Below are 21,860 nucleotides of genomic sequence, written 5' to 3'. Positions count from 1 at the left end.
GTCCCCTCTTTCTCTACCCTTTTTATATAATATAGTTAGATTCGTCTAACCGACGAATACGTTCCTGAACAAACTTGAGCAGCTGTTCCACCTCTTGAGCAGGCAAATCCTCGTCAAGACGCGCGGCAGCAACTGGCAGCATCCAGGACTCTATTACTTCACGTGTAATCCCGGAAAGTTGCATATAATGATGGATGTAATATTCGACCAGCGATTCACGAGCCGTTTCAAAACCCATTCGTATAGCAGGATCTGTATCTTCCGGTAATGTGCCGCTCATTAATATTACCCAGCTTCGAGCCACATCACCCGCAGGATCACCGGACATACCAGTCATCCAATCGATGACCCAGTATTGATCGCTAGCCTCACTGAGCATAACATTATCAGGGTGAAAATCGCCATGACAGATCTGCTGTTGATCAGGCAATGTTGTTAAGTAGGAAAGGACTCGCTCTTGATCGCCCTCCGACAATAATCGAACATTGTGAATCGCTCCAGATAAAATCTGCTTCTGGGAGGGAAGTGTTCCTTCATCATCTCGCTCACAATGAAGTCTGTAATGGCAGTCAGCCATTTTAAACGCCAGCTGCTCTAGTAACTCCAGTTGCTGAATGATAAGTGATAACAGGGTACTCCCCTGGATTCGCTCAAAAACGATGCCTGCTCGCGATGTAGTATGTTCCATCAAGGATACTGCCTGTGGGACGGGGAGTCCTTTTTTGTATGCCAACTCACTTATTCTAAATTCATTTTGAACTGCTTCGAGTGGAAAATCCATTCGATATAACTTCATAATGTGCTCGTTCGAATACGTATAGATCTCCGCAGTTCTTCCCTGACCAATTCGCTCCATATCTATCCTCCCTTTAATGGAACTCACTGCCTCTGACTTTGGAGAAAACCATACAATCAACCAGCGTACCTGTACTGTTCCGCCGCATCTTGCGCAGTATACCTTCCAGCGTATAACCCGCTCGTTCGGCTACTTTGGCACTTCGCACATTGCGGGCATCACAGCGGATCTCCAGCCGATTCGCCTCCAGATGAGTAATGGCAAATTGCTCAATGCCTCTCACCGCTTCTGTCATCAACCCCTCACCAGCTCGCGATGTGCGAATCCAGTAACCGATCTCAAAACAGCGTGCATTCCAGTCGATGCGATGTAACCCGCTGCTGCCTACGAATTCATCCGTATGTCTATCACGCAAATGTAACATCATGTCGGTACGCTCAAGATATTTAAGCCTTGCTTTGCGAACAGTCACTTCAGACTCTTCCAATGAAGGGATTTTCTCGGCAAAAGGCAACCACAACCGCAGTTGCTCCACACTTTCACGAACCGCTTCATTCATGGCCTGGCCATCCCCCCACTGCGGTGCTCGAATCGTGAGGCGTTCCGTATGGAAGCTCTCGGGTATCGTTAACATGATCGGATTAAATGAAGACGATTCTGTCATCGTTATACCTACTCCTCTACCTGAAAAATAGAATCAATGATCAGCGGCAAATTATCCCTTACGGATACTGCACCGAATACTGAACGTGCGTGGATTCCCTGTTCCCCGAATACCTCCATCATCAGATCCGAGAACCCATTCAGCACTTTATGATGCTCCTGATATGAAGCGGACGCATTGATAAAGCCCTGCACTTTAACCACTCTCTTCACCCGATCCAGTGAACCCAACACATCTCGAACGACAGCAAGCACCTCCAGTCCAGCGTTCCAGGCAAAATCATATCCCTGCTCTGTTGTGAAGTCTGATCCCAGTTTGCCACGTTCGGAGGTATCCGGTCCTTTCCCCGATACGTACATGATTCCATTAACTATAACGGCATTGGCATATTTCGCTGCGGGCGCGCTGGCCTGTGGCAAAATGATCCCCAGTTCATTTAATCTCGCTTCAATCATCGTCCATTCTCTCCCTCATTTACGGTCCTCACGGAACCCGATTCCTTGTATTCCTGTCGATAGACTCTTGGTGATACCTGAACGGTACGTTTAAACATCTTGCCAAAATGAGAGAAGTTACTGAATCCTGCAAGCCAGGCGATATCCGTAATGGATTCCTCACTTTCTCGCAGCAAACGCTGTGCTTCCTTCACCCGTAACAGGTTCAGATAATCACTGAATGTAAACCCCGTCGTTTGTTTGAACAATCGACTCAGATAATGCGGACTAATACGAAACATGCCCGCCACCTCCGGTAATGTCAGTGGTTTCTGATAGTTCTCATTCAAGTAACGAACAACTGCCTGTGTCTTGGGATGAAGAACCGGCTCACGATCATCGGAGCTTAACCTGCCCAGGTGTTGATTACGATAGGCATGCAGCAACAATTCAATAGCCCGGTGACGAAGCAGCAGGTTGCTTCCAGGTTGAGGACAAAGCATTTCATCCACCATTTCGCTAACCATCCGCTCCAAAACTTCCTTGACCTGGGAAGGAAACCTTACAATTGGAATCTCCCAGCTGAAGGGCTCCTTCAAGGCTTCAACTAACTCCATTGAAATTGCCATGGCTGCAAAAAGCTCAGGCTTCAAATACAGCACCATCCGCTCATGGTCAGGCATGCCACTCTCCAATGTTTTATGAACCGTATTTCGGTCAACAAACACCAGATCACCAGCCTTTACCCGGTAGGTCCGGTCCTTAATGAAATAGATACGCTCGCCAGACAACAGGTAATACAACTCATAATGATCATGCAGGTGGTCATCCGTCATCGAGAAATATCCAATGCGACGATCATATTCGATATGTAGTAAATCCGTGGGATCATGAAAATCTGCACTGAAAGGTTCTGTCATGTCGGCCTCTCTCCTTTCCATAAATTATAGCAAAATATGCGGCATTTGAAAGCGGTTACGCATAAAATGCGGCGAAAGAAGTACTCCCTTGTTATAGTCTAGAGCTATATTCAAGGAGGCGATAGACATGAGTAACAAGAAACGTTATGTATTAGTCGGAACTGGCGGCCGCGCCGAATTTTTTTATGGTGCTTTGACCCGGGATTACAGGGATACATCCGAGCTTGTCGGCTTTTGTGATATAAATCAAGTCCGTATGAACTACGCGAATCAACTGTTAAAGGAAAAGTACAATTATCCCGAGGTACCCACCTATACTGCAGATCAATTTGATCAGATGATTGAAAACGAGAAGCCTGATTATGTCATCGTAACCAGCGTTGACCGCACCCATCACAAGTATATCATTCGTGCGATGGAACTGGGTTGTGACGTTGTCACTGAAAAACCGATGACGATCGATGAGGAGAAATGTCAGGAGATTCTGGATGCCGTCAAGCGGACTGGCCAGAACGTGAGAGTAACCTTTAACTACCGTTATGCACCGCACCATACTAAGATTCGGGAACTTATTCTGAATGATACCATTGGGAAAGTCACTTCCGTTCACTTTGAATGGCTGCTGAATACGCGCCACGGGGCAGATTATTTCCGCCGCTGGCATCGGGACAAGCGCAATAGCGGTGGACTGCTCGTTCACAAATCCACCCATCACTTCGACTTGGTGAATTTCTGGATCGGCTCACAGCCGGATACCGTGTTTGCATTTGGTGATCTGATGTATTACGGCAGAGAAAATGCAGAAGAACGCGGTGTAACGCAGTTCTACAATCGGGCAACCGGCAATCCGATCGCAAAGGATGATCCTTTTGCACTGCATTTGGATTCGGATGCTCATATGAAGTCCATGTATCTGGATGCCGAATCGGAAGATGGTTACCAGCGCGATCAGAACGTATTCGGGGATGGCATCAACATTGAGGATACGATGGGTGTTCTTGTGAAGTATCGGAACAAAGCGATTCTAACGTACTCCCTCGTCGCCTACCAGCCATGGGAAGGTTACCGCATTGCCATTAATGGCACCAAAGGTCGGATTGAGATGAACATTGTGGAGCAATCCTATGTCAATTCATTGGGTGATAAAAGTAAGGAAGGTGCATTGATCGGTAAAACATTGCGGGTTCTTCCAATGTTTGATGCGCCATATGAGGTTGAAGTGGAAGAGAAAGCAGGTGGACATGGCGGAGGTGACCCGGTTCTGCTGAATGATCTGTTTGGAGAGCCTGTTGAAGATCCGTATCATCGCGCTGCTAACCATGTGGACGGTGCCAGATCCATTTTGACGGGTATTGCGGCCAATCGCGCCATCGCCACAGGCTTGCCTGTCAACGTCAATAATCTGGTTCGTTTCTAAGTCTCTCAGGTCTGCACTACATTAATAATTTCATTTAAAGGCTGCGCATATTTCGCAGTCTTTTTTATATTTTTAACATTAACCTGCACGCAAGTCGACTCGATAGAAGGAGGAAATCCATGTTCTTCTCTTTAAAAAATCGCCTGATTGCCTTTATCGTTGTCCTGTTTGTCCTCGCTTTTGGCACACTCTCCTACTTGCTCTTCAAGGAATCACGCACGGTCATTCGCTCTTACATCGAATCCTCTGCTCTTGAGAAAATGGAGGAGTACGGTTCATATGTAGACATGGTGCAGATGCAGATCTACGATGTCGCCTCTCTTGTTTTCAATAGTGACATGGGCAAAAACTGGGATAACATGATTAGTGATCCAAACCTTCCCGAAGGAGAAAAGATGCTGGCCAACCTTGCGATGAGCCGTTTTCTCACTCAGGCAACCAACAGTTACACCAGTATCTCGGATGTATCCATTTATCGACGGAATGGACTGCGAATTGGCAGCGAGAATCAGGTAACATATGACCGTGCCTTTGTACAAGAATCCTGGTATACAAATTTCTATACGTTGGGGGAACGGTGGTTACCTGCACACACCGACCAACATGAACGTGTCAGAGATCATGGCAATCCGGTGGTCAGTCTGCTGATGCCCATTGGCACCTTTCATCATGCTACAGCGCAGAATGTCATGAAGGTGAATGTCAGTGAATCCTATTTTCTGGAGCCGCTCCGGCGCATACATCTTGCGGAGAATAGCACTATTTTTCTGCTGGGTGAGCAAGGAAATCCCATTCTGTCACAGCAGGTAGACACGTTAGGTGGTATAGCTACCACAGAGATCGACCGTATTCGAAACAGCCCGCTCAAATCCGGTGTGGCATACCTCACGAACCAGGAAGGACAGCGAGACATTCTTGTATTCAAGAAACTGGGACGTACCGGCTGGATGTTGGCGGGTCTTGCACCTGAAAAGGAAATGTACCTCTCTCTCCATAAGCTCCAAAGCACGATTGTGGTGGTGACGATTACCCTGATTCTGGTCTCCCTCTTGACTGCTGCATGGCTATCCTATGGTGTAACCAAACCTTTGACCAGACTGGTGCTGGCGATGAGGCAGGTTCAACGAGGTGCTTTTGACCAAGCGGATTCACTTCTGCCTCCGGATAAAAATGTAAAGAGCGAAATCAGTTATGTGATCTTCACCTTCCGTTATATGATCAGTCAGCTGCGGCAGCATATCCAGAATGAATTTGAACTGAAACTTCTTCGCCAGCAAGCAGAGTACAAAGCACTTCTCATACAGATTAATCCACATTTTATGTTTAATACTCTGGAGCTGGTGAGCAGCCTTGCCATTCAGCGCCGAACGGATGATACGGTTCAGGTCATTGAGGATTTGGGTAAAATGATGCGCTTTTCTATCAACACCAATGACGACCGTGTTCCCCTAACCGAAGAGCTGGATTATGTACAGCGTTATATCTCCATTTTGCAGACTCGTTTCGGTCATAAGCTCGACATTTCGGTAACGTTGGAAGGCACACTGAACTCCATGGTCATCATCAAGTTTATTCTTCAGCCACTTATTGAAAATGCAGTGAAATACAGCTTCCAGCATCAGACGACAGCTCAGGTACGGATACGAATCAATCGGATGTATGATCGTCTGCACATTAGCGTTTCAGACAACGGACCGGGTATTCCAGCAGAAATCATCCACAAGTTGCAACATCCGGTTGCTCCCTCCTCAATGGAATCCATATTGCATAATGAAGGCTGGCATATTGGACTGGGCAATGTCATTGCTCGTTGCCGTCTGCATTATGGTGCCTTGTTCACCGTCCACATGGATAACAATGAGCGCGGAGGGGCTTGCATCGAACTGACTCTACCCGTACAGGAGGAATATGATGTACAACGTATTAATCGCAGATGACGAGATCGAAGTTCGCGAAGGATTAAAATTGAAAGTCGATTGGCATGGCATGGGCTTTGTTATAACAGGAGAAGCCTCTAACGGGATTGAAGCGGATGAACTTTTGAAATCTGAACATTTTGACTTGCTGATTACCGATATGAATATGCCTGTCATGGACGGTGTCCGATTACTGGATGTCTGCCGCAGCTATAATCCTTCTATCCAGATTGTCATAATCACGGGTTATGAAGATTTTCAATATGCCAGAGCGGGGGTCCGCAGCCAGGTGATGGATTATTTACTGAAGCCTGTAACCCGGGATGAACTGAAGGCCACATTAGGCAAAATCAAAGCGGATCTGGATGAACAACGTAAAGTGCAAGGCGACTCCGAATGGATGCAATGGCGACTCTCTCAGTATTACCGGGAAATGAAGGAACGTTTCCTTCTTGATCTCGTCAAAGGCAATCGCTTACCGCCTTCCTCCATGCCAGAACGACTCAGATTATTTCATCTCGAATCATGGCAAGATCAGAAGGTCTGTTTCATCACCGCCAGTATAAGTCAATCGGACAAGCAGAATATTCGAAAAGATCGCTCACACGAGCAGATGCATCTTCCTTTTGAGATGGTATGTTATGAAATCGCCCAGTCTGATTCAGACAATGTCCAGGTTTTTCATGATACGGCATACGCAGGCATCATGCATTTCATGGTACAAGACGGTATGCAGCACGAATTCATCCAACAGCTCACGGGACATACGGCATCTGTTTTTTCCATGAAACTTAAGATTGGGGTGGGACTTTCTGGTTCTGGACTTGAGCATTGGAAAGAAGGTTACATCCATTCCCTTCTGGCTTGGAATTCAGCTGAACGGGCTGGCGGCGATCCAAACCCAATGGCAGGAACAGATTATAGTCCATTACTGCCTGAGGAGACTACCCGAACGTTGCATCGTTTCCTCATTCGAGGGGAACTGGACTCCTTCCGTAGCATCATCCACAATGAACTTCACGAGGCATTCCAGCTCTCTCCCTCCCGAATGACTCGAAGCATTTTTCAAATTTCACTGTTGATGGGTTGTCCTATGGCCCCGGAATGGATACTGTGGCTTAAGACGCCAGATCAAGCAGAACGCTTATTAATGCAATGGGCGCAAGACTTCCTGAGTCGACAACTTCCTTTAGAAGATGGGGATGGGACGGTTATTGATTTAGCCAAACGATATATCGAAGAGAACTACATGCAGGAGCTAACGTTGACGTTGCTCGCTGAACGATTTAACTATTATCCTACCTATTTCTCCGAATTGTTTAAGGAAGGGGCAGGTACCTCTTTTATTCAATATGTGACGGGAGTTAGGATGAAACACGCCTTGCAACTGTTGAAGGAAACCCAATTAACCGTATGGGATATTACAGAACTGACCGGCTTCAGTTCACCAAGTTATTTCAGTTCGAAATTCAAAAGAATGTTCAACATGAGTCCATCAGAATATCGCTTGCTGCATTCCGAAAAAACCGATAGCCATGATCCGAAGAAATGAGATTCAAGCTTCTCCCCTTCCCCGGTATGATGTGGTTACCAAGAGAACGCTGTATGTTGTAAGCGGATTCATACTTGGTGGCCATTATTCTTACCCATTCAGAAGGGAGGCATATGATGAAAAAACAGACCAAGCCCTTATACGGTCAGCAAAATACCACAGCCTACTTGTTTCTTCTGCCCTGGCTGATCGGACTTTTCTGTCTGACACTGGGACCGATGGTTGCGTCCCTATACTTATCCATGACCAAATTCAATCTGCTGTCATCACCGACTTGGACTGGACTTAGCAACTATGTTCACATTTTTACCGAGGACGATACCTTTCGCAGGTCCCTCGGGCTGACGTTTTATTATGTTTTTCTATCTGTTCCACTAAGGCTCGCCTTCGCCCTATTGGTTGCAATGGCGCTGAACAAAGGTATTCGAGCCCTCGGCGTCTACCGGACTGTATATTACATCCCTTCCCTCTTGGGCGGCAGCATCGCGATTGCAATCGTCTGGCGTCAACTTTTTGAGGGAAATGGACTGGTCAATCAGTTTTTAAGCTGGTTTGGTATCTCGGGCCCATCCTGGATTGCGCATCCGGATTATGTAGTCTATACCATCATCACACTATCCGTGTGGCAATTTGGGTCTGCCATGGTCATCTTTCTTGCAGGTCTGAAACAGATCCCGGCAGACTTATATGAAGCGTCCGATGTCGATGGAGCGGGAAAAATACGTCAATTTTTCGGAATCACCCTGCCCATGCTCTCCCCCGTTATCTTTTTTAACCTGATCATGAGCATGATCAATTCATTCCAGGCGTTTACACCAGCTTACGTGATTGGGGATGGCCGCGGGGGTCCACTCGACGCAACGATGTTTTATACCTTGTATCTGTATCTGAAAGGTTTCTCGTTCTTTGATATGGGTTATGCTTCAGCTCTGGCTTGGATCATGTTGGTCATTATCGGGGTATTCACCGCAATCGTCTTTGTTACATCCCGATTTTGGGTGTTCTACGGGGACAATCAGGAGGGGAGGTAATGCATATGCCAATCAAACGACAACTGGTTCAGGCCGGGAGGCATGCCGCCATTATACTCTTCGGTCTGCTGATGTTATATCCAGTACTATGGTTGATTCTCAGTTCGTTTAAACCAAACCATCTCATTTTCACCAGTGGTAGTCTTTTCCCAACCAGTTTCACGCTGGAGCACTATATTAATGGCTGGAAAGGTCTGCAGGGCATCTCCTTTGGCCGTTTCTTCGGCAACTCCGTGCTGATCTCGGTCATGAGTGTGCTGGGCAATGTGATCTCCTGTTCCCTTGCAGCATTTGCTTTCTCCAGATTAAAGTTCAGATTCAAAGGCTTGTGGTTCAGCATGATGTTGGTCACGATTATGTTGCCTTACCATGTTACCCTTGTGCCTCAGTACATTCTCTATAATGAGCTTCAATGGATTAATACGTATTTCCCGCTGATTCTGCCTAAGTGGCTTGCGCAGGATTCCTTCTTCATCTTGCTTATGGTTCAATTCATACGCGGTATACCGCGGGAGCTGGACGAGAGTGCAACCATTGACGGTTGCGGGCAATCACAGATCTTTTTCCGAATCGTAGTGCCACTGCTCGTTCCAGCACTGATTACAACAGCGATTTTCACCTTCCTGTGGAGCTGGGATGACTTTTTCAGCCAGATGATCTATCTGAGCAAAATTGATCTGTTCACCGTGCAGTTGGGCATTCGATCTCTCTTTGATCCATCAGGACAATCCGATTGGGGCGCATTGCTCGCCATGTCCACCCTGTCACTGCTTCCCGTGACCATCATCTTTTTACTGTTTCAACGATATTTCCTTGAGGGCATTGCGACCACAGGTCTGAAGTAACAACACGTTCTCATTATCCATAGACAGGGGGATTTAACATGTTCAAACGTTTCATGATCGGTATGATCACTTCACTTTTGTTATTCGTAACCGCTTGCTCTGGAACAGACCATACAGGGGCTAATGATAATGCAGGCAATGGTAATGATAATGGAACGACCGAGGGCGGACAGGTCGAACTTCGCATCATGTGGTGGGGTGACCAGAAACGGGCAGATATTACGAATGAAGCCTTGAAGATCTTTCAGGCTAAACATCCGAATATTAAAATTGTAGGTGAATTTGCACCCTCCTCCGGATATTTCGACAAACTGAATACCCAGCTGGCATCAGGCACAGCACCAGATATCTTTTTCCTTGGCGGAAATGTCGTGGACTATGCCAAAAAAGATGTCCTGCTCAATCTGGACCCGTATGTAGGCAACGAACTGAATCTGGACGGAATGGATGAAACCATGATCGAATACGGACGTCTCGACGGGAAGCTGCAACATATCTCTGCCGGTGCGAACGCACGGGGAATTGTTGTAAATCAGGCACTCTTCGAGAAAGCCGGCGTACCTTTGCCAGCTTCGGATTGGGACTGGGCGGATTATGCCGCCATCAGCAAGGAGTTGTCCGACAAGCTCGGAGACGGCTTCTATGGAACGTACAACTTTACCGTCGACGGGATGGATATTTATCTAAAACAACGGGGTAAACAACTGTATGACATGAAAAACGGCACACTCGGATTTGCCAAAGAAGACATTCTGGAATGGTTCCAGTATTGGGAAAAGACTTCGGCATCCGGCGGTGTAGTTACACCGGAATTGCAGGTATCCAACCCGCATGATGACACCAGTAAGTCCCTGTTAATCACAGGCAAAGCAGCCATGACCCTTCTGCCATCCAACCAGCTGGCTGCGTTCCAGAGTTTGACGGAAGACCCGCTAGTACTTCTCCCTGTACCACGAGGCCCTAAGGGAACGGGAGTTGTATTTGAATCAAGTCAGGGATTATCAGGTTATGCCAATACCAAACATCCGAAGGAAGTGGCAACGTTAATGGACTTCTGGATTCATGATCCTGAAGCAGCCAAAATCCTTGGTAATGACCGCGGAGTGCCTGTTACGGAAGCCAATCGAAATCTTCTTCAGGAAGGTGCAGGCCCTGTGGAGGAGATTGTCTATAACTATACGAGCCTTGTCTCTGAAGCTACGAAGACTGAACCTTTTGACGTGAGTTACAATCCTCCGGGATTCGCAGAGTTCTCCAAGTTAGCTCAGACGACAAATCAGGAGATCGGATTTGGACGAAAAAGTGTGGATCAAGCTGTCTCCGACTTCTATAACGGAACCGTTCGAATCTTTGAATCGAATCAATAAGCAGACACTGTGAGGAGGAACATATGACAGAAGAGATACTGAATCGGCTGCGCAACATTTCGATTATGGATCAAGTTCAGCCAGTTAAACCGGAAGATCAGCAGTTATTACAAGAATGGCATGCGTCGGGTATCCGGTTTGCGGCATCGGGCGGTCAAATGGAAGCTACGTATTATGCAGCGGTGGAGAAATTGCTTGCTTGCATCCTGCCCATAGGAGACAGCAATCCTATTATACAAGAAGGTGGCATCTATCTCGGATGTTGGTTAGAGAGTACAGGTACCATCAATGCAGAGCTGTTGTCTCGCCTGCTGCCTTCCGTATCCGAAACAACGTACCTCGCATTTGCCAAGCAACAAAGAGAAGATGGATTGCTCCCGTATAAACTCACGGCAAACGGGCCCTCTTTCCGGCAAATCCAGTTGGTCACTCCGCTGGCACGCAGTGTATGGAACCACTATCAGCTTCATAGCAATCATGGCAAGCAGTCGCCTTTCCTGAACACGATGTATAAGGCTATGGTTCGTTACGATGAGTGGATTGCCCACAACCGTAATACCCGAGGAACTGGCTGTGTAGAGGCCTTCAGTACGTTTGACACGGGACATGACTTATCCCCGCGATTCTGGCATGTTCCGGATACACCTTATATGAATGATGCTTCTGCCTATCATCCGGATTCTCCGATTCTGCCTTTTCTGGCACCGGATCTGACCGCCAATATCTATTGTCAGCGCATGTATCTGTCCCGTATGGCTGAAGAACTGGGAGAATCAGGAACGGATTGGAAAGCAAAAGCCGAGTCCAGCCTGGAAAGTCTCTTCCGTTATTGTTACAACGAACAGGATATGTTCTTTTATGATCGGGACCGCAATGACGAATTCGTCGGAGTCCAATCCGATGTGCTGCTTCGCGTGATGGCCTGCGAGGTGGGAGACCGTGAATTGTTCGATAACCTGCTGCGTCGCTACCTGTTGAATACAAGCAAGTTTTTCGCTAAATACCCGTTTACATCGATTTCAATGGATGATCCCAGATTCGATCCCTTTTCCTCCTATAACAGCTGGGGAGGGGCATCCAATTTCCTGAGTCTGATTCGGGCACCAAACGCATTTGAGTATCATCATCGATATGTGGAGCTAACATGGGTAATGCAGCCAATCTTGTCCGCTCTATCCAAAGATAAGCGATTTGGTCAGGTACTAAGCCCATGGACTGGAGAACAAGGTTTTACCGAGACTTACTCCCCCTCCATCCTCTGTCTCCTGGATTATGTGGAGCGATTATGCGGAATTATGCCTGTTGGATCAAATCAACTCTGGTTTACCGGACTGCTCCCTATCGATATGGATCATGGGGAGGTCGTATCTGGCAACACGGCTTATAGCCGAAAAGTCAACGGAGTAGGTTATGAATTGGTCAACACCTCGGATCGCATGACGGTATATCTGGAAGGCAAGGTTCATCTGGACGGCCCGTCAGGGATTCGGCTTGTCACGGATCATAGTGGACATCTGGAGGCAGTCATCGGAATGACCGTTCGCACCGTTGAGGGAGAACTTTTCTATCAAGGAGAGCACATCCCGATTCGGATCAAAGGAAATGAAATGCAGCGTTACACTGATGGAAGTTTCAGAACCGAGCGCGATATTGGCATCATCCATCCTACGTATCGTTAATTGTTTGTATGCAAAAAGCGCAAGTTGCCGAGGTTTACTGCCCCTGCACTTGCGCTCTTGTATTTCTTTATTTTTACACCTTCCGGTTCCACGCCGGGTGACGATAAAATTCAATCGTATCAATATAATTTACCGTGAACTGCTGTTCCACATCCGACAAGTTCAACAGTTTGCGGTCGATTTGCTTCATCCCCATGACCACATCGTGCCTTAGCAGGTCCATCGCAATTTTGCCTACAAACCCGCCTTCCATCTCTTTATGTTTGGCACGGAACTCTTCATTGTAGATCAGTTCAGGCGTGAATGCCGCTTCAACGAATGCATTAACGAGCGTAAGCTCATTGCCATCCATCTGTACTGCCATATAATAATTGCCACGCTCATCCTTAATGAGGTCTTTATACATTTCTACGATCATTTGAATCACTCCTCTATTATAAAAGAAACCCCGTTAGCCTTAGCGAACATGGGCTATCAAACGTACACCTTCCGACCCCGTGCCTTCATATACTAGGTACAAATGGCGAACGGAGGAATACTTATGAGCTGGCAGCATCTCCATACCGGAAAAACACTTCAGCAGCGCCTGGCAGAACTCCAGGGGCACCTTGCAGAACTGAATACTCCACTCTCCGGGTTGGAACCGGGACGTATTCGTCGTGTCTATCCAAGGCAGTTTATCAAAGTAAACCGTCAATTATTCATTCCACTTAGTCTGAATTCCATTCGGGTATTCGATATTCCTCGAACACGGCGAGGTGTCAGAGTGGGAATCCGCACGACTTTCCCTTCCAGGAATGCATTTAACAATATCAGACTTGTGGGTGTGGGACTGGATTATCTTGAACTCCAGGGAAAAGGCAGAGTCCCTTCCCGTATATTATTTCCTCTCTCCAGCGTCGAGTCAATCTATCGGCCAACCACCGGAAGAAAAAACCTGAAACGGCCTTGTAGGCGGAAGTAAAGCTGGTTCTTTTCGCAAGCCATATAATGGTTCCCGAATGTCTGCATACGGGTGCTCCCTTCCAATATATAATTATAACCCATGCAACCACTTATCTGCTGAAGAATCATTTTATGTCAAAAAGCGGTGAGAACAGAACTGCTTCTGTATCTCACCGCTCAGCCAGTTACGGATCAAGCTGACCCTTCACATGTCTATATCAGATGCCTGTCCATACATCCTTGGCATAACGACCTTCCTGCTGAAGCTGATTAAGCCAATCTTCTGCTTCCTTCGCGGACTTGCCATGAATATCAGCGTATGCCTGCTGGAGTGTAGCTTCCACATCAGGTGCCATCTTGCTGCCATCACCGCAGATATACAGATGCGCACCCTCTTCAAACAAAGGAATCAGGTAACGAGCATCGTCTCTCATCAGATGCTGTACATAACATTTCTCCTCCCCGTCTACACGGGAGAAGGCCGTATGAAGCTTCACAAGCCCTTCTTGCTGGGCTGCTTCCAATTCATTTTTGTACAGATAATCATGCTCGGGATTCCGGCATCCAAAGTACAGGTGGGCTTCGCCAACCTCTTGACCTTGTTCCTTCAATACATGCCTTGCCTGCAAGAAACCTCGGAATGGAGCAACACCCGTACCCGGCCCTACCATAATGACGGGAACCTGTGGATCCTCCGGCAGTTGGAAACCCGATTCCGGTGTCCGCGTGAACATGACGATCTCGTCACCCGCTTTCAGGTTAGCCAGATAGTTGGACGCAATGCCTTTGTATTCTCCCTGCCCACTCCATGCCGGGGCACGCACAACACTGACCGTAATACTCGCTTGATCGGGCTGAACACGCGGTGAACTGGAGATCGAGTAATATCTGGCTTTCAGTGAAGGCAATAATTCAAGGAAGCGCTCAAACGGCAGTTCACATGCCTCATATTTCACCAGATAATCCAGCATGGAGATCCGTTTATTCCGAACTTCATCCATATACACAGATTCATCAAGCAGCGCTTCAAGTTCCTTCTTATGCGGTGGACATACGGTGTATGCTGCCATTTCTCTCAGTTGCGCACGAGTTGCCGCCTCCTGAAGCTCAACGCTATGACTGAGCAGATCATACAGGTTAACCGGTTGATGCAGCGGCAGATGCGCGGCACTCCGACCGGATGCATCCAGAACGAGATGCTCCGTTCCGGTGAATCCATAACGACGCAATACACGTTCCACCAGCTCCGGTGGGTTCTGAGGCAGAATGCCCAGGTGATCCCCTTCCTTGTAGGTTATGCCTTCAGGCAATTGGATCTCCAGGTGACGTGTGCTGCGTTCACTGCCCGCGTCGTGAAGCTCCCTGTTCTCGAGTACTTCTGCCACATGGGCATCATACGTATCCGCAAGCGGTGTTACGGCGAGCCCACTGACAAACTGTACAGATAGTGAGCTGCGTTCGCTATTGGAGCTTGTATTTAACTTCAATCCCATCGTTCGTGCAAGATCCGGCCATAATTGCTCCGTCCAATCCCCTACCTGTTTCTCGAAATCTCCGCTAGCATCTGACTCACCCAGCGGTGATAACCGCTCTGCTCCTCTGGAAGATAACTGTTCATCTATTAAACGCGGGATACGCTGATAGGTGCTTGCCCAGTTGTGGTCACCACATCCAAGAACGGCGAAACGCACACCTTTGAATTCATTGGCATCCGCATGTTCGATCCACTCGACAAACATCTTGGCATTACTTGGCGGCTGACCGTTATAGGATGCACTGACAATAATGACGGCACCCTCCTTTGGCAGTTTGCCAACACGATCATCCAGCGTAGCAACCTCACTCCGGAAACCCTGATATCTGGCGGTATCCGCAATTTCGCGTGCAATGCCTTCAGCGGTACCCAGATTGGAACCGTACAGAACAAGCATCGGTGTGTGGTGGGCATTGGCTGCATCCGGCTCCGTTCTTTTGGCAACTGGCTTTGGTTCTTCGACCGCTACACCCGGAACGGCCATGACTGGCTGCCCGCCACGCGCACGTACACGAATTGTGAAGTTATCCGGTTTAAGCGTCAGCGTTTCTTTCACCTTTAACTGATAATCCGAATGATCTATGAAGTCAAAATGCTTCAACACCATGCCCAGTACCAGCGTTGCTTCCTGAAGTGCAAACTGCTGACCAATGCAGGCCCGTTGACCATTACCAAAAGGTTTATAGGCATCATGCGGCACTTTGCTCGGATCTTCGAACCGTTCCGGGCGGAATTCCTCTACGTCGTCTCCCCATGCTTCTCGGTCACGATGCAACTTGGGAATAAGTACACTGACGCTGTCTCCTTTTTGCAAAGGATATTGACCCGCAAGTACCGTGTCCTCTTTTGCATACAGAGAAAATGCTGGGGCCGTCGGCCATAACCGCAATGCTTCATTCAAAACCATACGAACGTACTTCAGATTGCGAACCTGGTTGTACGTTGGAACCGGATCTTTCAGAATCTGATCCACTTCTGCTTGGGCTTTAGCCAGCGTATCCGGATTCTTCATCAGATAATAAACGGCGAAGGATAACAGTCCACTTGTGGTCTCATGTCCAGCGATCAGGAATGTAATAATCTGATAACGGATGTTCTCATCATCCAGTGTTTCTCCCGTTTCCGGGTCCTTGCCGCTGAGCATGTGGGACAACAGATCGTCTGCACCTTCCTGCGGTTTCTCTTTACGCTCAGCTATAATGTGATCCACCAACGAGAACATGGAACGGATATCCTGTTCAAACTGTTTCTTTTTGGTGATCATCAGCTTGTCTTGCAGACGCAGTCGCTGCAATGAACTCATGGATTCATCCAACGCACGAACCATGCTTGTAATGAATGGATGTGGTTCTTCCCGGTAGAAGCTGTTAAACCGATAGTTGAACCCACACAGGCCAATCGTGTCGAGCGTAAGACGTGTCATATCATCCGGAACGTTAACCGTCTCATCCGGGTTCAACCGTGACCATTTCTGAACCAGCTGCACAGCCAGATCAATCATTTTGTTGTGATATCCCTGCATGGCACGTTGACTGAAGCTTGGCAGCAGTACGTTATGAGCTTTTTTCCAATTCGGCTCCTCGGTCCAACTCGTAAATAGTCCATCTCCTGCAAAAGCACGAACCTTCGCAAGGGGTGCCCACACACGTTTGTCGAATTTGGATTCATCTGTTACCTCGGCGACCAGTTCGTGACCGGAAATATACAATTCACTTCGCCCGGGGTACTCCATACGAAAGATCGGTCCATATTCTTCAGCCAGTTTCACCAAGGATTGCACCGGTTCTTCAAAGTTCAATTGCGGCAAATTGCCCAGTGGACCAAATGTTTTTGGTTGAGGCACTGAAATTGGTGGCATGACGCTCACTCCTTCTTTCCAAGTTAAGAGTTCTACAACTAAAAATAATGACTTGATTTACAGACGCGATTACACTTACTCTTCAGATCAACAGATTCAAGTTATTTTTTGCACATTTTCATATTTCATCCAGATAACGATAAAACCATCAAAGAACTAACTGACCAAAATGGTATATTGGTCATTTTTGATTAAAAAAAATGGAGGACTTCGTTATCTTCTTTTACCCTAACATTTCCAGTTCTAATCTTCAACAGTCCCAAAGTCATAGGACCTCAGGACAGGGATTTAGGTATACTTATGATTTCTTTAACAGAATCTGAATAGCCGACTCCATTTCTAATGGAGCAACTGTCGTTTCATAACGGCCATGGACGTTCCCACTGCGGTCAATCAGGAATTTGGTGAAATTCCATTTGATCCCGTCTCCTTGGTACAATTCTGGATGCTTCTCCTTCACAAAAGTGTCCATCCACTGTCCTTCCTTCGTGTCCAGATCATAGCCTTCAAACGGCGCTTCTTCAATCAGATAACGGAACAAAGGATGCATCGATTGCCCCATAACCTCAACCTTCTCGAGGATCGGAAAGGATATCTGAAACTGACTTCTACAATACTCGGCTACCTCAGCGCTACTGCCAGGTTCTTTCTCGTTAAACTGGTTGCAAGGAAAAGCCAGAATCTCCAGCCCCTGTTCACCATATTTCTCATACATCTGCTGAAGTTCACTGAACTGGCGGGAGTAACTACACCGACTTGCTGTATTCACAATAAGCAGAACTTTCCCTTTAAAAGCAGAAAAATCACTCTCGTGTCCATCCATAAACGGAACTTGGTAAGAAAATGTACTCATCTGTATTCATCCTCCTCTTTGTCTTTTGTATCTCATATGAATTCTCTCTTGAAATGGATTATACACCTCCATTATTAATAGGTGAAATATATAATTAATATAATTTTAATAGTTTTTAACTATAGTGAAAAAATAAAAACTGCCCTCTGCAGTCAAATACTGCATCTCGGACAGTTATCAAAATCATGATGCGCCATCACACTCGACACACCGTTAACCCATAATTAAACCATATACAATGCCTGGTCCGTGTACCCCAATGGTTAAATCATTTTCAATATCGGAAGATCGGCTTGGCCCTGAAATAAAGTGGATGCCTGCCGGAAGATTCTCTCTCCCCACTTCGTCAAATCGATCCAGCGTCTCACCCAGTCTGGTGTACAGTCGATCTACTGGAATAATGATGATGAGTACCGTAGGCAACAGACTCACTGACCGACCTTTTTCCGGTGAAGAAAGTACAGTGACTGAGCCTGTGTATGCTGTCGCATAATCCGCCATGACCACACCGATATCCGCCTCAGCTGCCCGTGCCCTCCAGTTCTCATCCGCCTGACTATTCCACACTGAGATCTGCACATCCGGTAACTGTTCTTCCAATCCAAGATCTTGTAACGCCTGTTCATTTTGGCGAATGATATATTTGGCACTCAGTTCATGAGATTTGGTGGCAATAAATCGGGACACTTCTTCCATGTTTTGAACCCGGGCAATGTGTGCGCCTACACTCACAAAGTTATCTGTAAATGCTTCAATACGCTTCTCTTCATCCCATTCCAGCCCAGTCCAAAAGTCGGGTGCTCCCCGAAAGGGTTGGGTCGGCGCATGTCGTTGCCTTGGTCTTCTCAATTTCGAAGCAATGTCATTCATGAACTGCTCCTGTTTCTCCATGGACTTCTTCTCCAATTGTGCGAGCCATTGCTGATGTTCAGTGACCATGCTTAGTACCCTCCCCTTCTTCTCGTTCACGAATAATCTGCTCCATGCGACTGCGAACGGAAGAATCCATGGCCGGTTGCTCTTGGTTCAGTTCCTGATCCAGCTTGTTCCATTGTTGCCGGAAGGATTTCTTGGCGAGACTTGGGGCAACCCGATAATTGTTCCAGCCTTTGAGAGGACCCAGCTTGAGTGAAATGCCGTTGTTGCGTACAACTGCCTTCTGCCCGATCTGTCCCAGACGTATGGCCGCACTGAAACGTTTGGAATTGGATACAACGGCGGCAAAGCCCTTCATGCCCATGCTCTCCATTTTGTTACCATGGCCGTCTTCCACTTTACGCCTGCGTAGATAAACGAGCATATCATGCAATGGAATTTTAACTGGACATGCTTCATAACAGGCTCCGCACAGACTTGAAGCACCCGCAATATCGTTCCATTCATCAATGTTGCCATTGAGTGCAGGTGTCAGTACCGCGCCAATCGGACCACTGTATGTTCCGCCGTAGGCATGACCTCCAATATGACGATATACCGGGCAAGCATTCAGACAAGCACCACAGCGAATACAATTCAGCAACTCCTGGAATTCAGGATCACCGAGCTGTAAAGATCGACCGTTGTCCACGATAATAATATGCATTTCATCCGGCCCATCAGCATCCGCTGTACGACGCGGACCTGTGATGCCTGACATGTACATCGTCAGTTTCTGACCTGTTGCAGAGCGTGGCAACAAGGTTGCCATGACCTCCAGATCCGTCCACGACGGGATGATCCGCTCCATGCCCATCAGTGTAATCTGCGTTTTCGGAACAGTGGATACCATACGGGCATTGCCTTCATTTTCGAACAAAACCATGGAACCTGTCTCTGCAATCGCAAAATTGCAGCCGGTCATGCCGATATCTGCTTCCAGGAATTTCTCGCGTAACTTTTTACGTACAAATCCAGCGAGCACCGTTGTGTCCGGCTCCAGAATTTCACCCGCTTCCTTCGACAACAACTCTGCAATCTGATAGCGGTTCTTATGGATGGCTGGAATGACAATATGAGATGGGGCCTCGCCTGCCAACTGAATGATATATTCACCCAGGTCAGTCTCGATGGCTTCAATGCCCGCCGACTCCAACACATGATTCAGATGTACTTCCTCCGACACCATCGATTTGGACTTCACCACCGTAGAAGCCTGCTTGTGCGCCGCAATATCCAGCGCAATCGCCGCAGCTTCCACCGATGTATCTGCAAAATGAATATGAACCCCGTTCGCACGGGCGTTATTCACAAATTCATTCAGATAATAATCAAGATACGCAATCGTATGCAGACGAATCTGACGGCCTCGTTCCCGCCATTCATCCCAATTTCCATGTTCTTCTGAGGCAGATTTCTTCCCGTTACGCAATCGTTCTGTCGTAAATTTGACCGCTTTACGCAGAAAATCATCATTCAAGGCCAGTCCGGCACGTTCTTTGACCGTAGTATCCATCACTCCCGGTTGGCTCATCCTGTTTGCACCCCTTCATACAGTAGCTCCGCCAAATGCATCACACGCACCGGTTCATTCCGATAACGCAGATTACCTGCAATATTCATCAGACAGGCCATGTCCAGCCCAACCAGCACTTCGGCTTGTGTCTCTTTGACATGATCGACCTTCTCCGTCACCATCGCTCCTGAAATATCGGACATTTTAATGGCAAACGTACCCCCGAACCCACAGCAATCCTCAGCGAATGGAAGTGGAACCAATTCCAGACCTTTTACTTGGGACAGTAGCGCCATCGGCTCATCCTTCACACCCAGCAGACGGCTGCCGTGGCAGGATGGATGATAGGTTACTTTGTGCGGAAAATGTGCGCCCAGATCGGTTATCCCGAGTACCTGAACAAGGAATTGAGTAAACTCATAAGCTTTGGCTTCCAATCGTTTTGCCTTCTCCAGCCAGACTGGTTCATCTGCGAACAGTTCGGGATAATGATGAATCATATACGTACATGATCCGGATGGACAGACTACAAAATCACTGTCGTCAAACGCTTCAAGAATCGTCTTGGCCGCTACCCGAGTCTCATCCCAGTACCCGCTATTGTAGGAAGGCTGACCACAGCAGGTCTGAATCGGCGGAAAATCCAGCCGAACGCCATGAGCGGCGAGCAATCTAACCATGGCTTCCCCCACTCGGGGATAGATGGCATCGCTGAGGCAGGTAATGAATAAGGAGACCTTCATAATTACACGCTCCTATTAACTGATTAGTAGATAAATTGACTAAGAATATTTACACTGTCCTCTCCGTTTCGTGTAAATGTTTAGTTCAATTTATATAGATTAAATCTGAAAGATTAAACCGTGATGATACCAATATCGTATCCGCTCAAACGTTCTGTCTGTTCAGCCTCCAATGGCTGATTGGTAATGATCGTATGGACTGCATTTAACCCGGATACTCGGGCAAAAGCACGGACACCAAATTTACTGGCATCTGCAAGTAAGATGACCTGATCGGATATGCCAACCATCTTCTGCTTCAGCCTTGCTTGAAGTTCATTGGATTCACTGATTCCGCCACCTTCGAGATGTACACCTTTGCACGACATGAACATTTTATCCACGTGATATGTTTCCAGAGAACGCTCCGCGAGTGGCCCAACAAAAGACAACGAGCGCGATGCCAACTGGCCCCCTGTTGAGATGACCTCAACCTTGTCACGGCTGCTGAGTTCAGTGGCAATTTGGATCGAGTTGGTTAAGACTGTCAGCGGGAAATCCGGCATATTCGCTGCCATATAACCTGCCGTTGTGCTCGCATCCAACAGAATGCGATCACCCGGATTAATCATCGCCAGAGCCGCTTGTGCAATCCGCTTTTTCTCTTCCGCATGGGTTGTCTCCCTGATCCGGTAAGGGATCTCCGGTTGATCTTCCTTCACACTCACTGCACCACCGTGAGATCGGCGCAGTCGTCCTGCCTGTTCCAGCCGATCCAGGTCCCGCCGGATGGTTTCCTCTGTCACCCGGCAGCGCTCACTAAGCTCGGATACACGCATACTTCCCTTTACGTTCACCATCTCCACAATCCGGTCATATCGCTCGGCTGCCAGCAT

The 21,860-nt window shown here is 47.6% G+C and carries 19 protein-coding genes; 8 read left to right on the top strand and 11 right to left on the bottom strand.

The features are described from left to right. Positions 1–22 precede the first annotated feature (22 nt). From MKY87_RS28490 to MKY87_RS28475, 4 genes are read right to left on the bottom strand one after another with little or no spacing between them, the layout of a single operon-like run. Entirely contained in the window at positions 23–856 is an 834-nt protein-coding gene (locus tag MKY87_RS28490; protein ID WP_340967151.1) for a phosphotransferase family protein, read from the bottom strand. 13 nt (positions 857–869) lie between these two features. Next, positions 870–1,460, bottom strand: a complete 591-nt coding sequence (locus MKY87_RS28485) for a GNAT family N-acetyltransferase (protein ID WP_338594127.1) — start codon at positions 1,458–1,460, stop codon at positions 870–872. An 8-nt stretch (positions 1,461–1,468) separates the two neighbouring features. Continuing rightward, complete coding sequence (locus tag MKY87_RS28480; RefSeq protein WP_340967149.1) at positions 1,469–1,915, bottom strand: RidA family protein; 447 nt, start codon at positions 1,913–1,915, stop codon at positions 1,469–1,471. After that, positions 1,912–2,814, bottom strand: coding sequence for an AraC family transcriptional regulator (locus MKY87_RS28475; protein WP_340967147.1), 903 nt, complete (start codon positions 2,812–2,814; stop codon positions 1,912–1,914). The genes MKY87_RS28480 and MKY87_RS28475 overlap by 4 nt, the downstream gene beginning before the upstream one ends. A 127-nt stretch (positions 2,815–2,941) precedes the next feature. Here MKY87_RS28475 and MKY87_RS28470 point away from each other — a divergent pair, with 127 nt between their 5' ends. From MKY87_RS28470 to MKY87_RS28440, 7 genes are all read left to right on the top strand, one after another. Next, on the top strand, positions 2,942–4,231 hold the full coding sequence (locus MKY87_RS28470; protein ID WP_340967144.1) for a Gfo/Idh/MocA family oxidoreductase: 1,290 nt from the start codon (positions 2,942–2,944) through the stop codon (positions 4,229–4,231). A gap of 119 nt (positions 4,232–4,350) precedes the next feature. Beyond that, positions 4,351–6,168, top strand: a complete 1,818-nt coding sequence (locus tag MKY87_RS28465) for a sensor histidine kinase (RefSeq protein WP_340967142.1) — start codon at positions 4,351–4,353, stop codon at positions 6,166–6,168. Continuing rightward, positions 6,143–7,699 carry a helix-turn-helix domain-containing protein gene (locus MKY87_RS28460; protein ID WP_340967141.1) on the top strand — a complete coding sequence of 519 codons (1,557 nt, stop codon included), beginning with the start codon at positions 6,143–6,145 and terminating at the stop codon, positions 7,697–7,699. Before MKY87_RS28465 ends, MKY87_RS28460 begins: the two co-directional genes overlap by 26 nt. A 116-nt stretch (positions 7,700–7,815) precedes the next feature. Then, the gene (locus MKY87_RS28455) at positions 7,816–8,730 is read left to right on the top strand and encodes a carbohydrate ABC transporter permease (RefSeq protein ID WP_340967570.1); all 915 of its coding nucleotides are present in this window, start codon (positions 7,816–7,818) and stop codon (positions 8,728–8,730) included. Positions 8,731–8,735: 5 nt separating this feature from the next. Then, complete coding sequence (locus MKY87_RS28450; RefSeq protein ID WP_047844271.1) at positions 8,736–9,575, top strand: carbohydrate ABC transporter permease; 840 nt, start codon at positions 8,736–8,738, stop codon at positions 9,573–9,575. A 38-nt stretch (positions 9,576–9,613) separates the two neighbouring features. Continuing rightward, positions 9,614–10,942 carry an ABC transporter substrate-binding protein gene (locus MKY87_RS28445; RefSeq protein WP_340967140.1) on the top strand — a complete coding sequence of 443 codons (1,329 nt, stop codon included), beginning with the start codon at positions 9,614–9,616 and terminating at the stop codon, positions 10,940–10,942. Between the two features lie 23 nt (positions 10,943–10,965). Continuing rightward, positions 10,966–12,621 carry an MGH1-like glycoside hydrolase domain-containing protein gene (locus MKY87_RS28440; protein ID WP_340967138.1) on the top strand — a complete coding sequence of 552 codons (1,656 nt, stop codon included), beginning with the start codon at positions 10,966–10,968 and terminating at the stop codon, positions 12,619–12,621. A 73-nt stretch (positions 12,622–12,694) separates the two neighbouring features. On the opposite strand, the gene MKY87_RS28435 is transcribed toward MKY87_RS28440, so the two are convergent. Continuing rightward, positions 12,695–13,039, bottom strand: coding sequence for a hypothetical protein (locus tag MKY87_RS28435; RefSeq protein ID WP_339784240.1), 345 nt, complete (start codon positions 13,037–13,039; stop codon positions 12,695–12,697). A gap of 123 nt (positions 13,040–13,162) precedes the next feature. On the opposite strand from MKY87_RS28435, the gene MKY87_RS28430 reads away from it, so the two are divergent. Beyond that, a complete protein-coding gene (locus MKY87_RS28430) occupies positions 13,163–13,585 on the top strand; it encodes a hypothetical protein (RefSeq protein ID WP_036608832.1) in 423 nt (140 codons plus the stop codon). Between the two features lie 199 nt (positions 13,586–13,784). On the opposite strand, the gene MKY87_RS28425 is transcribed toward MKY87_RS28430, so the two are convergent. From MKY87_RS28425 to MKY87_RS28400, 6 genes are all read right to left on the bottom strand, one after another. Then, positions 13,785–16,958 carry a bifunctional cytochrome P450/NADPH--P450 reductase gene (locus tag MKY87_RS28425; protein WP_340967136.1) on the bottom strand — a complete coding sequence of 1,058 codons (3,174 nt, stop codon included), beginning with the start codon at positions 16,956–16,958 and terminating at the stop codon, positions 13,785–13,787. Between the two features lie 298 nt (positions 16,959–17,256). Continuing rightward, positions 17,257–17,811 (bottom strand): glutathione peroxidase, encoded by a 555-nt coding sequence (locus tag MKY87_RS28420; protein ID WP_340967133.1) that lies wholly within the window; start codon positions 17,809–17,811, stop codon positions 17,257–17,259. Positions 17,812–18,024: 213 nt separating this feature from the next. Next, positions 18,025–18,750 carry a LutC/YkgG family protein gene (locus MKY87_RS28415; protein WP_340967131.1) on the bottom strand — a complete coding sequence of 242 codons (726 nt, stop codon included), beginning with the start codon at positions 18,748–18,750 and terminating at the stop codon, positions 18,025–18,027. Beyond that, entirely contained in the window at positions 18,740–20,260 is a 1,521-nt protein-coding gene (locus MKY87_RS28410; RefSeq protein WP_076318672.1) for a LutB/LldF family L-lactate oxidation iron-sulfur protein, read from the bottom strand. The genes MKY87_RS28415 and MKY87_RS28410 overlap by 11 nt, the downstream gene beginning before the upstream one ends. After that, a complete protein-coding gene (locus MKY87_RS28405; protein ID WP_133384450.1) occupies positions 20,257–20,985 on the bottom strand; it encodes a (Fe-S)-binding protein in 729 nt (242 codons plus the stop codon). Before MKY87_RS28405 ends, MKY87_RS28410 begins: the two co-directional genes overlap by 4 nt. A gap of 113 nt (positions 20,986–21,098) precedes the next feature. Beyond that, positions 21,099–21,860, bottom strand: coding sequence for a DeoR/GlpR family DNA-binding transcription regulator (locus tag MKY87_RS28400; protein WP_339784250.1), 762 nt, complete (start codon positions 21,858–21,860; stop codon positions 21,099–21,101).

This window comes from Paenibacillus sp. FSL R7-0198 (assembly GCF_038000415.1).
GTDB lineage: Bacteria > Bacillota > Bacilli > Paenibacillales > Paenibacillaceae > Paenibacillus.
Note: the sequence above shows the minus strand (reverse complement) of the source record. Positions and strands in the feature narration are given on the sequence as shown.

Bases quoted from the DNA above. Each gene is read 5' to 3' on its own strand.
- MKY87_RS28415 (WP_340967131.1), bottom strand. From the start codon at position 18,750: ATGGTCACTGAACATCAGCAATGGCTCGCACAATTGGAGAAGAAGTCC.
- MKY87_RS28490 (WP_340967151.1), bottom strand. From the start codon at position 856: ATGGAGCGAATTGGTCAGGGAAGAACTGCGGAGATCTATACGTATTCG.
- MKY87_RS28465 (WP_340967142.1), top strand. From the start codon at position 4,351: ATGTTCTTCTCTTTAAAAAATCGCCTGATTGCCTTTATCGTTGTCCTG.
- MKY87_RS28460 (WP_340967141.1), top strand. From the start codon at position 6,143: ATGTACAACGTATTAATCGCAGATGACGAGATCGAAGTTCGCGAAGGA.
- MKY87_RS28420 (WP_340967133.1), bottom strand. From the start codon at position 17,811: ATGAGTACATTTTCTTACCAAGTTCCGTTTATGGATGGACACGAGAGT.
- MKY87_RS28485 (WP_338594127.1), bottom strand. From the start codon at position 1,460: ATGACAGAATCGTCTTCATTTAATCCGATCATGTTAACGATACCCGAG.
- MKY87_RS28480 (WP_340967149.1), bottom strand. From the start codon at position 1,915: ATGATTGAAGCGAGATTAAATGAACTGGGGATCATTTTGCCACAGGCC.
- MKY87_RS28475 (WP_340967147.1), bottom strand. From the start codon at position 2,814: ATGACAGAACCTTTCAGTGCAGATTTTCATGATCCCACGGATTTACTA.
- MKY87_RS28425 (WP_340967136.1), bottom strand. From the start codon at position 16,958: ATGCCACCAATTTCAGTGCCTCAACCAAAAACATTTGGTCCACTGGGC.
- MKY87_RS28430 (WP_036608832.1), top strand. From the start codon at position 13,163: ATGAGCTGGCAGCATCTCCATACCGGAAAAACACTTCAGCAGCGCCTG.
- MKY87_RS28410 (WP_076318672.1), bottom strand. From the start codon at position 20,260: ATGAGCCAACCGGGAGTGATGGATACTACGGTCAAAGAACGTGCCGGA.
- MKY87_RS28400 (WP_339784250.1), bottom strand. From the start codon at position 21,860: ATGCTGGCAGCCGAGCGATATGACCGGATTGTGGAGATGGTGAACGTA.
- MKY87_RS28435 (WP_339784240.1), bottom strand. From the start codon at position 13,039: ATGATCGTAGAAATGTATAAAGACCTCATTAAGGATGAGCGTGGCAAT.
- MKY87_RS28450 (WP_047844271.1), top strand. From the start codon at position 8,736: ATGCCAATCAAACGACAACTGGTTCAGGCCGGGAGGCATGCCGCCATT.
- MKY87_RS28470 (WP_340967144.1), top strand. From the start codon at position 2,942: ATGAGTAACAAGAAACGTTATGTATTAGTCGGAACTGGCGGCCGCGCC.
- MKY87_RS28405 (WP_133384450.1), bottom strand. From the start codon at position 20,985: ATGAAGGTCTCCTTATTCATTACCTGCCTCAGCGATGCCATCTATCCC.
- MKY87_RS28440 (WP_340967138.1), top strand. From the start codon at position 10,966: ATGACAGAAGAGATACTGAATCGGCTGCGCAACATTTCGATTATGGAT.
- MKY87_RS28445 (WP_340967140.1), top strand. From the start codon at position 9,614: ATGTTCAAACGTTTCATGATCGGTATGATCACTTCACTTTTGTTATTC.
- MKY87_RS28455 (WP_340967570.1), top strand. From the start codon at position 7,816: ATGAAAAAACAGACCAAGCCCTTATACGGTCAGCAAAATACCACAGCC.